Genomic DNA, 12,863 nt, shown 5'->3' with positions numbered 1-12,863 from the left:
AGATGTTTAATCAATGATCCTGATTTGATTTTAATGGATGAACCATTAGGGGCGTTGGATGCTTTAACAAGAGAAAAGATGCAGTCTTTAGTTTTAAAGATTTGGAAAGAAACAGGTAAAACGATAATCTTAATTACACACTCGGTTGAAGAAGCATTGTTACTAGGAGAAAGGTTATATGTGATGGCACCAAGACCAGGTCGGATACATAAAGAGTACAATCTACCTTTTGCAGAGATGGGTCTTACACAAGACTTAAGAGAAATTAAAAAAAATAAAGAATTTTCATCTACAAGAGAAGAAATTTTATCGATGATTTGGAACATGGAAGAAGAAATAATGGGGAAAGATAATTAATGTTAACCCAATTTGTAACAATATTAATTATCGTATCTGTTATTGGCTGTATTCTTTATGGAAGAAGATTGATAAGAACTGAAAAAGTCGATGCTGTATTTGGTAATCCAGAAAGAGCAAAAGGTGGAACGCATTGGGTAATAGTTGGAACTAGTGCAATTCTAATGTTATGGCTTTATTATTCATGGGATATCGCAAAAGGCTTCTATCCAAAATCAGCTAATGAATTATGTCAAGTTGCTAAAATTAACGAGTCACTATTAGGTTTAAAATATCAATTTCCTATTGAAGAAAGAGAATTCAAAAGCACATCAATTATAAAAATTGAAAATAAAAACCTTAAAAAAATTGCTAATGAAATAAATAGATCTCCAGATTTAAATGATCAACAAAAAACAATCTTAATAAGCTATATCGACAGAACTTCTAAATTAATTCCTTTCTTAACTAGTGAAGAGCTAATGGAAATGGAAACTAAAATTAAAATCAACGAAATGACTGAGGAAATAAAACTTCTAAGTTCAAATTTCCAAAAGAAAGATTATCCTTTTGAAACAGATGCTCAAAAAAGTGAAAGGCAAAAGCTTATTAATGAACAAGGTGGTTGGGGAATAATAACAATAGATTCTGGAAGTGGTTCTATAGAAAATACAATAGAAATACCAACTGCACCACAAACGAATAGAGGTTTAAAATTTGCTGCAGCAGCGGCCGAACTAAAACTTATAGATGATAAATTTTTTAAACTAAGAAATCATAATCCACAGTTTAAAAATGCAATTAAACAACTTAAAGATGATATCAAAGCTTATAGAAAAAGTTTAGATGACAGTCAGGAAATTGCATCTGAATACGCAAAGAATATTGTTAAAATTGCTAGAAGAATAGAATTTGCAAGTATCTATCCTCCTAACGCATTAAATGAAATGCAGGCAGCAATTGTTGAATTTGATGAATTACAAAATAAAGAGCAAGGCGGATTAAGATTAATTGATATTCTTCTATTCCCTGCTGGAACAATTGTTGCAAGTGGACCAACGTGTTCAGAACAGGGTTCAGGAAGATGGCTACCAAAACCATCTGATACTTTTAATAAATTCATCCTGATGTCAAAACCAAGTGTTGGCTACAAAAATATTCCTCTTTTGTGGATTGAGATGGTGGACGTGAGTAAAATGATAGGATTTATTTTACCAGATTGGATAGCAGATATATTACCTGGTGAGTATCCAGTGCACACAAAAGAAGGAATTGTTAAAGAAAACTTTAAAAGTAATGTCTTAAAAGTTGTTACAGGTGATTTTAAATTATTGAAAGTACCTGTTCCATATGGACATATTTGGGATTCTTTTTTAAGAGTATTCTTAGGATTAATCTTTGGTATCATCATTGGTGTACCTTTAGGGCTGTTTATGGGTCTAAATAGATTTGCTAAAGGTTTCTTTGATCCGTTAATCGAACTTTATAGACCTGTTCCCCCTCTTGCATGGGCACCTTTAATTATTTCAGTTCTTGGAATTGATAACTCAGGAAAAGTATTTCTATTATTTATGGTCTCTTTATCGATTATGATTATTTCTGCAAGAGCCGGTGCTTCAGGGACGCAGCTTTCAAAAATCCATGCAGCCCACTCTTTAGGAGCTACTAAAAAACAAATTTTAAGACATGTAATTTTCCCAAATTCACTTCCTGAAATTCTTACAGGAATTAGAGTAGCAGTTGGTATGTGTTGGGGAACGCTTGTTGCTGCTGAGTTTTTAGCGGGTACAACAGGTATTGGTTTTGTTGAAAACGTTGCTAAAAAGTACTTCCAATACGAGGTAATTTGGATAACGATATTTATTATGGGTCTGTTAGGTCTATTATTCGATATTACATTAAGAAAAATTATCGATAAGACAATCCCTTGGCGTGGAAAAGGTTAATCAATCAAACCAAATTTTATATTTTTTAAAATTGTTTTGAATATAATAAGGAAGAATATTTTTATCTATAACCTGTAGTTTTGTAGAATTAAATCTCTCATCAGAATTTTTTTTAGCATTATGGTTATAATCGATAGATCTATTATGGATATTTGCTTTAATTCTTTCAAGAGAATGTCCTTTTTCCTCATATTCTGAATGATTTTCATCATTTAAAAACTTTCTTTCAAGTTCTTCAATATTTTTTAGATTTGAAAAATGCCATCCACCATTTTCTACAATTTTAACGCTTTGATGCTTAATATCTGAAAAAAAAGTATCTAATCTGTAAAATGGGTACTTTCTATTTTTTGTTGCTCTAAGTAAATCTATTGTTTTTAAATCTTTTAATTTACATGCTTTAGATCCAAACCAAGGCACATTCAGCAAACCTAAATTAAACTTATAATAAAACAATTGTTGATTAAAAAGTACTATTTTTTTTTTATTTTCTTTAAAATTAAAAACCTCTAAATTTGGAATTTCATCATTATCACTATGAATAATATAATCATCAGAAGAATATTCATTTAATGATTTTGCTATATAATTTCTTTGCTCTTTAATTCTTATAATGCTATTTTGTCTTAATTCTATATTTGTCAAATTTGTTTTATTAATAATATCAACCGGATCTTTATCTACTATTAAGTGAACTATTTTGCTTTCAAATTTAGGAAAGTCTTTTTTGTTAAACTTTATTTCTTTTTCTTTTCCGCTGTGAGAAAATCTTGCCTCAGAAACAATAAATTTGTCTATAAATGGATCAAGTATATTAAACCTTAATTCCATCATGAGATGTTCTTCAAAAAAAGTTGTGGTGTCAATTATTTTCATATAATTTAAGTATTAGTATCATAATTAAACTAATGAAGCATCAGCAATTAAAAAATTTAATTATCAAAATATTTTGTCATCACGGTCTTTCTAAAAAAAATTCAGAAATATCAGCAGATGCATTAATTAATGCAGAATTAGTTGGGGCATATGGACATGGCTTATCAAGACTTAAAATGTACTGTGATCGAATTTCTAAAAAAGTCATTAACCCAAAACCAAAAATTAAAATTAAAAAAATTTCCTCTTCGATTTCTTATATTGATGCAAATAATAGTATCGGTTTTGTTGCAGCTGATTTAGGAATTAAAACTGCAATTAAACATGCCCAAAAAACTGGAATAGGAATGGTAGCTATTAAAAATAGTGGTCACTATGGTTTATCAGGTTATTACGCAGAACAAGCAGTAAAGAAAAATTTAATTACAATGATCTATACCAATGCTCCTCCAGCAGTTGCACCACATGGTGCATTAAAAACATTGTTTGGGACAAATCCAATTTGTTTTGGATCCCCTACTGGTTCTAAAATTCCATTTATTTTAGATACATCAATCTCAATGATCAATAGAGGAAAAATAAGAGTTGCTGCAAGAAACAATCAATCAATTCCTGTGGGAGTTGCTTTAGATAAGTTTGGCAAACCAACTACTGATGCAAAAAAAGCATTAGCAGGAGTACAATTACCAATTGCAGGTTTTAGAGGCTCAGGACTTGCTTGGATGGTAGATATTTTAAGCGGAGTTTTAACAGGAGGAAATCATGCAGGAAGAGTTAAAGATCCATTTGATGATTTTTCAGGCCCACAAAATATCGGACATTTATTTATAACTTTTAAAGCAAATTTATTTCAAAAAAATTATAACCAACGAATGAAAGATAATATTAAAACAATAAAAAAACTTCCTAAGATAAAAGGTGTTAAGGAAATAATGTATCCAGGACAAAATAAGTTTAACCGGTATAAAAATAACTCAAAAAAAGAAATTTCTATACCGGATATAATAAAGAAAGATTTGGAAACCTTAATAAGTTAACATCGTTAGAGCACCCAAAGAAACGATAACAGATGATAAAATTATTGTTCGTTTAACTTTTTCCTTCTTCTTTTCTTCTAGAAGTCTTTGCTTTAAAACATCCACATTAACCCTTTTTGGAGTTTCAACATATTGAGAGGGGGTCTCTACAATCTCGGATGTTCTATGTAAGCTTTCTGTACTCATATTTCGTTTATAAAGTTTATTTTAATCATTATTACTGCATGTTTTACATACTAGGGTTGTCCATAATGGGTTGACTCTAATTTCACTTTTGTTCATATTGGGTTTTTTTTAAAAATATGAATACTTTACCTAGTATATCCGCACGTATTGACGAAAAGACAATCAATAAAGTAATTCAAGATAATTTTGGCACACTGGCGTCCTCTTTTTTTACCTTAACAAGCAACTGGTTTGTGAGAGCGTACGAACATTACAAAGACATAGACAAGTTTGTAATCATTATTTATTTGATTAACCAAGATCTTATATATTTTAGGCAATATGGTATAAAAATTGACTACGACACTTTTTATAAGGATAAATCAATCGAAATAAGCAAAATTAACATTTCAGACATCTCAAAAGATCTAGGGATACCCAAAGAGAGTATCAGAAGAAAAGTTGTAGAGTTAGAAAATGAAGGAACAATCAAAAGGACTGGTAAGAAAATATTTGTTGTCAGAGATACACTCTACTCGGCTAGAGCAACCAACACTTTGACAGAGATTGCAACTATATTACATGAATTTAATAAAATTTTAAAAAAAGAAAAACTAACAACTGAAGTTTTTTCAGTTGATGAAATAATATCTGCGATGAAAGAAAATTTCTCTTACTGTTGGTATCAGTTTAATAAATTCTGGTTTGATTATATGAATAGATGGAGGGCTGAGCTTAAAGATTTAGAATATTTAGCTATTGGAATGGTAGTCATTATTAATGCAGTTAAGAATAAAGAATTTACTCCAAAAAATAATATACGTTCCTACCATAAAGCACTTATGGGCTCTGATACGAGAGGTGTAAATGCTATGTCAGTTTCTGAAATAACTGGTATTCCAAGACCAACAGTTGTTAGAAAACTAAAATATTTAATTGATAAAAAGTATCTTCATATAAATGAAAAAAAATTAATTATATTCGATGCTAAAGATAGTGCGTTTCAAAAAACAAGTAAAATGATAAACCAGAATATGCTTAGCTTAAGTAATTTTATCTATAAAGTCTTTAATCAAATCAGAATAATAAATACTTAATTGGATTTTCTTAAAATATAAATAAAAATAAACCCTGTTATATACATGATTAGTGCATATGCACCTGTTGGTATTGCGTATAGTATATCGGTACCAAATATTTGTGTAGAAACGAATAATGCTAAAGTACCATTTTGCAATCCACATTCTAAAGCAATACATCTCATTTGTTTAATTCCTGAAGCAAAAGCTTTTGCAATGTAATATGCAATAACCATCATCGATATATTTAAAATTAAAGCAATTAAACCTGCTTGTTTTATAAAGCTTAGAATATTTTCTCTTTCTTCATAAAACGCTGCTACGAAAAAAACAGCAAACAAAACAATATTGAGTTTATTAAATATTTCAACTTTAGAAGATATGAAATTTTCAGCAAATTTTCTGATAATCATTCCTAAAATCACAGGTACTGTTACAACTAAAAACATTTTTAAAGCTATTCCTGTCATTGAAATATTTTGAGAAACTTCCGTTATCCCTAACATGTCTGCAGAAGTAAAGATTATTAAGGGAACTGTAATTATACTTAATAAGCTAATTACGGCAGTTAAAGATATTGATAATGCAACATCACCATCGGCAAATTTAGTCATTACATTAGATGTTACACCTCCTGGTGCTGCAGCTATTATCATAACACCTATTGCTATTTCAGGTGGTGTTTTTAAAATTAAAATTAATATGTATGCTACAATTGGAAGAATTATTAATTGAGAAATAAAACCAACAATAAAATCTTTTGGTTTTTTAAATACTCTTCCAAAATCTTCTAGTTTTAATCCTAGGCCTAAGCCTAACATGATAAGAGCCAATATGATTGGCGCTATTTTAGTTACAATCTCCAATGACTTCCCCCTCTAGAAAATTATACAATATTTTTAATTTAATAACTAAAATAAATTTTAAACCTAGAAGTGAATTTTGTAATAAAATAGTAACAATTTTATACAAAACATATTAACTTTCTTAACAATATAACTTTAGAAAGAGGAAATAATGAAAAATCTAATCAAAATAGCATCTATTGTCCTTCTTTTTTCAATAACATTGTTTGGTCTTACAAACAAAGCTTCTGCAGCAAAATTAACTTTATATTGCAGTGTAGAGATTGATGTTTGTGAAATGCTTGAACAAGCTTATGAAAAAGAAACAGGCACAAAAGTTGCAATGACAAGAGCAAGTAGTGGTGAAACTTTTGCTAAAATTAAAGCAGAAGCGTCTAATCCAAAAGGTGATGTTTGGTTTGGTGGAACAGGTGATCCACACTTAACAGCTGCTCAGGAAAATTTAACAGAAAAATATAAATCAAAACATTTCGATGATTTATTACCTGCAGCACAAAACCAAGCAAAAAATGCTGACTATAAATCTGTAGGGATTTATGTTGGTGCATTAGGTTTTGGATACAATAAAGATCTTTTAGCTAAAAAAGGTCTGCCAGCTCCAAAATCATGGATGGACTTAACAAAACCTATTTATAAAGGTGAAATCCAAGTAGCAAATCCTAATTCATCTGGAACTGCTTACACAACTTTAGCTACTATTCTTCAAATTTTTGGAGAAGACAAAGGTTGGGATTACATGAAAAAACTTCATGCAAATATCAATACATACACAAAATCTGGTTCTGCTCCAATTAAAGCGACTGGAAGAGGTGAAAACTTAATCGGTATTTGTTTCCAACACGATGGTGTTAAACAAACTAAAAAAGGTTTGCCTGTTGTAACGGTATCTCCTGCTGAAGGAACTGGTTATGAAGTTGGATCAATGAGTATTATTGCTGGTGCAAGAAATATGAAGGAAGCTAAAAAGTTTTATGACTGGGCATTAAGTCCTGCAATACAAACTATGGTTTTCACTTCAGGAAAATCTTTGCAAGTACCATCAAATACTAAAGCAAAAGCTGATCCTGATGCTCCAGATTTATCTACAATTAACTTGATTGATTACAATTTTAAAGTTTATGGAGATAAAGCTACTAGAGCGAGCCTGTTATCCAAGTGGGATAACGATGTATCTGTAATTCCTAGATAATTTTAGGAATTAATGAGAGGACTCGTTATCTGTTGGATGCTCATAGGAGGATTGGGCTTCCTAATCTTTCCATGGTATGTAACAGGTGACGGGTTTTTCTCAATAAACTGGATATTAGAATATTCTTTAGAAGATTACGGTTCGGTATTACCTCAGGTATTTATAAATAAAAAATATTGGCTTTTACCAATATTACTTCCTTTAATTTTTCCTTTAGCAACATTAAAATTAAATCAGAACAATCCTTTATATTCCAAAATTTTCTTATACTCAGGAATAATTGGATTTATTTATTTTTTTCTACAAGGATTTTCTATTGGTATCCGAGGATGGAATTTTGAAATCTTACAATCAATTTTTGGTGATGTGGAAAATCAATATGGTGTTGGATCAGGCGCAGTTTTAACTTGTTGTACATTTGTATTTTATATCACTCATGGTCTTTCAGCACGTGGTTGGTTAAATGGTGATAATTTTATAGTTGGAAGTATAGGTAGTATTATAATTTTAGTTTCAACTTTTGTATTTTTTCCAATTTTTAGAATGTTTACCGTTGCTTTTAAAGGAACAGAAGGTGGTTATGAAATAAGTAATTTTTCAGACAAAATATTTAATAAAGGAATTTGGGGACTTGATTGTCTTTATAGCGATTATGCTTGTGGTGTTTTTTGGAATACCATTACTATGGGTACGCTTACAGCATTTTCATCAACAATTTTAGGTTTAGGATTTGCTCTTTTAATTGCAAGAACTAGTTTTAAATTTAAAAGAACAATTAGAATATTATCGGTATTACCAATAATTACTCCACCATTTGTAATTGGATTAGCGATAATAATTTTATTTGGAAGAACTGGTGTTGTGAGTTCGTTTCTTGAATGGGGGTTTGATATTGAGCCTTCTAGATGGATTTATGGTTTACCAGGAATATGGTTTGCCCAAACACTTGCTTTTACCCCTATTGCATTTTTAGTATTAATTGGTGTTGTTGAAAGTGTCAGTCCATCTATGGAGGAAGCGTCTCAAACCTTGAGGGCTTCTAAATGGCAAGTTTTTAAAACAGTTACCTTACCATTAATGAGACCAGGAATAGCAAATGCATTTCTTCTTGGTTTTATAGAAAGTTTAGCAGACTTTGGTAACCCTTTAGTACTAGGAGCAGAATACGATGTATTGTCTACTGAAATATTTTTTGCAATTGTTGGTGCACAGTACGATGAAACTAAAGCAGCAATATTAGCAATGATTTTATTATCTGTTGTTCTAGTAGTGTTTTATTTACAAAACCAGTGGTTAGGAAAAAAATCCTATATTTCAATTTCAGGTAAAGGAGATAGTGGTGTTCATCCTGAACTCCCAAATAAAACAAAATGGGTAATTTATTCAACTGTACTTCCATGGGCTTTATTGACATTTATAATTTATGTAATGATCATGTTCGGTGGATTTGTAGAAATGTGGGGTGTTGATCATAGCTTTACATTAAGACATTATATTGAAGCTTTTAGTGTTGATTGGGTAAAAGAAAGAGGTTTCTTATGGACAGGAACTGCTTGGAACTCCTTTAATACTACATTTACTATAGCTCTAATTTCCTCTTTACCAACTGCTGCGATTGGAATTTTAACTGCATATCTTTTAACAAGACATAAATTTAAAGGAAAAAATGCTTTTGAATTCGGAACAATGTTAAGTTTTGCAATACCTGGTAGTGTTATTGGTGTAAGTTATGTTTTTGCTTTTAACGTTCCTCCTCTTGAATTAACTGGAACTGGAATAATTTTAGTAATTGCATTTGTATTTAGAAACATGCCAGTTGGTGTTAGAGCAGGAATAGCTGCTATGAACCAGCTTGATCCACATTTAGATGAGGCTTCATCAACTTTAAACGCTTCTAGCGCCCAAACATTTAGGAATATAATACTTCCTTTACTTAAGCCTGCTATTACAGCATCTTTAGTTTTTAGTTTTGTAAGAGCCATGACAGCAATTAGTGCAGTTATCTTCTTGGTAAGTGCAAATTATGACTTAGCTGTTTCATACATACTGGGACGATTAGAAAATAATGACTACGGCCTTGCAATAGTGTATTCATCTGCTTTAATTGTAGTAATGCTGATTACAATTACTTTAATGCAATTAATAATAGGAAAACGTAAATTAGGAAGAAGAGATCAAGCCGCCGGAATTTTACAAGGAAATTTAGGATAATGAAAAAAGCAGAAGTAAAGTTTGAAAATATAACAAAAAAATTTAATGAAACTACAGCAGTAGATAATGTTAGCTGTAAATTTGAAGCTGGAACCTTAACTACTTTACTTGGTCCATCAGGTTGTGGAAAAACTACTTCACTAAGAATTATTGCAGGTCTAGAAAGAGCCACAAGTGGAAAAATATTAGTAGATGATGAAGATGTAACATTATTACCTGCAACTGACAGAGATGTATCAATGGTATTTCAATCTTATGCTTTATTTCCTCATATGAGTGTTCTTGAAAATGTTTCTTATGGATTGAAAATGATCAATGTGAATAAGGAAGAATATATTCAAAAATCTTTAGAAACTCTAAAATTGGTAAATTTAGAGGGGTATGAAAATAGGATGCCATCAGAACTATCTGGTGGACAGCAGCAAAGGGTTGCAGTTGCAAGAGCAATTGTGTTGGAACCAAAAGTGTTGCTTTTTGATGAACCTCTGTCAAACTTAGATGCAAAATTGAGAAGACAAGTAAGAGAAGATATTAGAGAAATTCAACAAAAATTAGGAGTCACAACTATTTATGTAACTCATGACCAAGAGGAGGCTTTAGCAATATCTGATAAAGTTATTGTGATGAATAATGCGGTCATCGCCCAAGAAGGTAGCCCAAAAGATCTTTATAATTTTCCAAAAAATAAATTTGTTGCAAACTTTATTGGTGACGCAAATGTAGTAAAAGCTGAAATCTTAAATAAACAATCTAACTCTTATGAATTAAAAATAGGTGAAATGAAAATTAAAGTTCAAAGTGATAAGAATTTTGAAAAAACTGTTTCTGTAGCACTTAGACCTGAAAAAATTTTAATTAACAAAGATAAAAAAGAGAACTCAATTCATGCAACTGTTAACAATGCATCATTTGTAGGAAGTAGTTATCAATACATACTAAATTCAAATGCTGGAAAACTGTTTGTTATTTCAGGTGAAACGAATGACATATTTAAAGTTGGAGAAGAAGTCTTTTTAAGTATAAATGAGGAAGAGGTTAAAATTCTAAATGATTAAATTATATGCTATCAAGTAAAGAAATTGTATGTCCAAATGACCTTCTGGATTTAGCTCATAAAAAAAAAGGTGTTAAAGTTGCTGTCGTAAATGCAGGAAAACCTTTGCCAATGTTATCCATTCAAGATGCGGTAAATGAAAATCTAATCGAGCCTATTTTTATTGGTCATGAAGTTGAAATACAAAAATGTGCTGAAGATATTAAATGGGATATTTCTAAATACGAACTTATTCATGAACCTGTAGAGAACGATACGGCTAAAATTGCAGCTAAACTTGCAAGTGAAGATAAGGTTAAAATAATTGTCAAAGGACACATTCATACAGATGTTCTTATGAAAGAGGTTTTAAAACGTGAATACAATTTATTAGGCAAAACAAGACTAAGTCATATTTGGCATATGAGTATTGGTAAAGATGACAAACCTTTAATAATCACTGATGGAGCATTAAATGTACTGCCTAATGTAAAAACTAAAATGCATATCTTAAAAAATGTAGTAAATTTTTCACACAGAATAGGAATAGAAAGACCAAAAATATCTGTTTTATCGGCAACAGAAGAAGTTTTGGAAAGTGTTCCTAGTTCCATTGAGGCGGCAGAAATTACAAAGTTAGCTAAAGAAGAAAATTTAAATGCTGATGTATTTGGACCTTTGGCTTTTGATAATAGTATTTCAAAAAAATCAGCAGCAATAAAAGGGATTAAAAATTTAGTTGCTGGTGAGGCAGATGTATTGTTAGTGCCAAGTGTAGAAACTGGAAATGCTTTGGTAAAAATGCTGATATATTTTAGTGGAGCATGTGCCGCAGGAGTTGTGGTCGGTGGAAAAGTGCCAGTCGTTATAACAAGTAGATCTGATGAAGCTCAAGCACGATTAGCATCTATTGCAGCGGCGGTAGTTGCATTAGATTAATTCTAAATTAAGTACTTATTGAATAAAAAGACTTTATACTTTATTAAAGAAGCTCAAAAAAAGGGAAGCGATAATGGCAATACAATATTTAAAAAAATCACCAAAAACATCTTCAACAGATGACACCAAAACAACAGGTATAGTTCAAGATCTTTTAAAAGATATCGAAACTACTAAAGAACAAGGTTGTATCGATTTAACAAAAAAATTTGATAAGTACGATGGAGAAATAATTGTCTCTAAAGAAAGAATTGAAGAAATAAAAAAAACTCTTGATCAAAAAACTAAAGATGATGTTCAATTTTCATACGATAGAGTTAGAAAATTTGCAGAGGCACAATTAAAAAACTATGGTCAAGATTTTGAAGTTGAGCTTTCTGATGGTTTATTTGCAGGTCAAAAGCTAGTTCCTGTTAATACAGCTGGTTGTTACGTTCCTGGTGGAAGATATGCTCACATTGCATCTGCAGTTATGAGTGTTACTACAGCAAAAGTTGCAGGTGTTAAAAATGTAATTGCTTGTAGTCCACCGAAAGAAGGTGTTGGTGCACATCCAACAATTGTTTATACAGCTGATCTTTGTGGAGCTGATGTTATTTTAAATTTAGGTGGAGTTCCTGCAATTGCTGCGATGACAAATGGTTTATTTAACAATCCACCAGCTGATATTATTGTTGGTCCAGGCAATCAATTTGTTGCCGAAGCAAAAAGAATTTTGTTTGGAAAAGTTGGTATTGATTTATTTGCTGGTCCAACAGAAATTGGAATAATTGCAGATGCTAAAGCAGATCCTGAAATTGTAGCAGTTGATTTAGTTGGTCAAGCAGAGCATGGTTATAACTCACCATGTTGGCTTTACACAACGAGCAAAGAACTTGCAGAAAAAGTTATTAAAAGAGTTCCAGAATTAATCGCTGAACTACCAGAAGTTCCAAGACAAAATGCTGATGCAGCATGGAGAGATTATGGAGAAGTAATTCTTTGCGACAATGATGAAGAGATGGTTAAAGTTAGCGATAAATATGCTCCAGAGCATTTAGAAGTACAAACTGAAAATTTACAATGGTTTCATGAAAGACTTACAAATTATGGATCTTTGTTTGTGGGTGAAGAAACTACAGTTGCTTATGGTGACAAATGTTCAGGTACTAATCATATTTTACCTACTAAAGGCGCTGGAAGATAT

11 protein-coding genes and 1 pseudogene are annotated in these 12,863 nt (G+C 31.0%); 9 read left to right on the top strand and 3 right to left on the bottom strand.

Translation table 11 applies throughout. The features are described 5' to 3' along the window. Positions 1-357 (top strand): annotated as a pseudogene (locus AMN81_RS05615) (ABC transporter ATP-binding protein); the annotation flags it as partial. Next, positions 357-2,282 carry an ABC transporter permease subunit gene (locus tag AMN81_RS05610; RefSeq protein ID WP_072091079.1) on the top strand — a complete coding sequence of 642 codons (1,926 nt, stop codon included), beginning with the start codon at positions 357-359 and terminating at the stop codon, positions 2,280-2,282. The pseudogene AMN81_RS05615 and the gene AMN81_RS05610, both read left to right, overlap by 1 nt. On the opposite strand, the gene AMN81_RS05605 is transcribed toward AMN81_RS05610, so the two are convergent. Continuing rightward, on the bottom strand, positions 2,283-3,158 hold the full coding sequence (locus tag AMN81_RS05605) for a glycosyltransferase family 17 protein (RefSeq protein ID WP_072091078.1): 876 nt from the start codon (positions 3,156-3,158) through the stop codon (positions 2,283-2,285). 32 nt (positions 3,159-3,190) lie between these two features. Here AMN81_RS05605 and AMN81_RS05600 point away from each other — a divergent pair, with 32 nt between their 5' ends. Then, a complete protein-coding gene (locus tag AMN81_RS05600; protein ID WP_072091077.1) occupies positions 3,191-4,195 on the top strand; it encodes an Ldh family oxidoreductase in 1,005 nt (334 codons plus the stop codon). On the opposite strand, the gene AMN81_RS05595 is transcribed toward AMN81_RS05600, so the two are convergent. Next, positions 4,184-4,381, bottom strand: coding sequence for a hypothetical protein (locus AMN81_RS05595; RefSeq protein WP_023854060.1), 198 nt, complete (start codon positions 4,379-4,381; stop codon positions 4,184-4,186). The genes AMN81_RS05600 and AMN81_RS05595 overlap by 12 nt on opposite strands. 116 nt (positions 4,382-4,497) lie before the next feature. Between AMN81_RS05595 and AMN81_RS05590 the strand changes: the two genes are divergently transcribed. Continuing rightward, entirely contained in the window at positions 4,498-5,457 is a 960-nt protein-coding gene (locus tag AMN81_RS05590) for a helix-turn-helix domain-containing protein (RefSeq protein WP_072091076.1), read from the top strand. On the opposite strand, the gene AMN81_RS05585 is transcribed toward AMN81_RS05590, so the two are convergent. Next, the gene (locus AMN81_RS05585) at positions 5,454-6,305 is read right to left on the bottom strand and encodes a bile acid:sodium symporter (protein WP_072091075.1); all 852 of its coding nucleotides are present in this window, start codon (positions 6,303-6,305) and stop codon (positions 5,454-5,456) included. The two genes, AMN81_RS05590 and AMN81_RS05585, sit on opposite strands and share 4 nt — an antisense overlap. Positions 6,306-6,456: 151 nt before the next feature. On the opposite strand from AMN81_RS05585, the gene AMN81_RS05580 reads away from it, so the two are divergent. From AMN81_RS05580 to hisD, 5 genes are all read left to right on the top strand, one after another. Beyond that, complete coding sequence (locus AMN81_RS05580) at positions 6,457-7,494, top strand: ABC transporter substrate-binding protein (protein ID WP_080986926.1); 1,038 nt, start codon at positions 6,457-6,459, stop codon at positions 7,492-7,494. A 12-nt stretch (positions 7,495-7,506) separates the two neighbouring features. Then, entirely contained in the window at positions 7,507-9,705 is a 2,199-nt protein-coding gene (locus tag AMN81_RS05575; protein ID WP_072091074.1) for an ABC transporter permease, read from the top strand. Further along, positions 9,705-10,760: an ABC transporter ATP-binding protein gene (locus AMN81_RS05570; protein ID WP_072091073.1), complete on the top strand. Its 1,056-nt coding sequence runs from the start codon at positions 9,705-9,707 to the stop codon at positions 10,758-10,760. Before AMN81_RS05575 ends, AMN81_RS05570 begins: the two co-directional genes overlap by 1 nt. Positions 10,761-10,765: 5 nt before the next feature. Beyond that, positions 10,766-11,677, top strand: coding sequence for a bifunctional enoyl-CoA hydratase/phosphate acetyltransferase (locus tag AMN81_RS05565; protein ID WP_072091072.1), 912 nt, complete (start codon positions 10,766-10,768; stop codon positions 11,675-11,677). A gap of 73 nt (positions 11,678-11,750) precedes the next feature. Then, the coding region (gene hisD / locus AMN81_RS05560; protein WP_072091071.1) for a histidinol dehydrogenase at positions 11,751-12,863 on the top strand (1,113 nt) is incomplete at its 3' end.

Source organism: Candidatus Pelagibacter communis (genome assembly GCF_001179845.1).
GTDB lineage: Bacteria > Pseudomonadota > Alphaproteobacteria > Pelagibacterales > Pelagibacteraceae > Pelagibacter > Pelagibacter ubique_Q.
This window is presented reverse-complemented; position numbering and strand designations above follow the sequence as displayed.

Excerpts from the sequence above, each read along its gene's own strand:
- AMN81_RS05610 (WP_072091079.1), top strand. The coding sequence starts at position 357 with ATGTTAACCCAATTTGTAACAATATTAATTATCGTATCTGTTATTGGC.
- AMN81_RS05605 (WP_072091078.1), bottom strand. The coding sequence starts at position 3,158 with ATGAAAATAATTGACACCACAACTTTTTTTGAAGAACATCTCATGATG.
- AMN81_RS05600 (WP_072091077.1), top strand. The coding sequence starts at position 3,191 with ATGAAGCATCAGCAATTAAAAAATTTAATTATCAAAATATTTTGTCAT.
- AMN81_RS05595 (WP_023854060.1), bottom strand. The coding sequence starts at position 4,381 with ATGAGTACAGAAAGCTTACATAGAACATCCGAGATTGTAGAGACCCCC.
- AMN81_RS05590 (WP_072091076.1), top strand. The coding sequence starts at position 4,498 with ATGAATACTTTACCTAGTATATCCGCACGTATTGACGAAAAGACAATC.
- AMN81_RS05580 (WP_080986926.1), top strand. The coding sequence starts at position 6,457 with ATGAAAAATCTAATCAAAATAGCATCTATTGTCCTTCTTTTTTCAATA.
- AMN81_RS05575 (WP_072091074.1), top strand. The coding sequence starts at position 7,507 with ATGAGAGGACTCGTTATCTGTTGGATGCTCATAGGAGGATTGGGCTTC.
- AMN81_RS05570 (WP_072091073.1), top strand. The coding sequence starts at position 9,705 with ATGAAAAAAGCAGAAGTAAAGTTTGAAAATATAACAAAAAAATTTAAT.
- AMN81_RS05565 (WP_072091072.1), top strand. The coding sequence starts at position 10,766 with ATGCTATCAAGTAAAGAAATTGTATGTCCAAATGACCTTCTGGATTTA.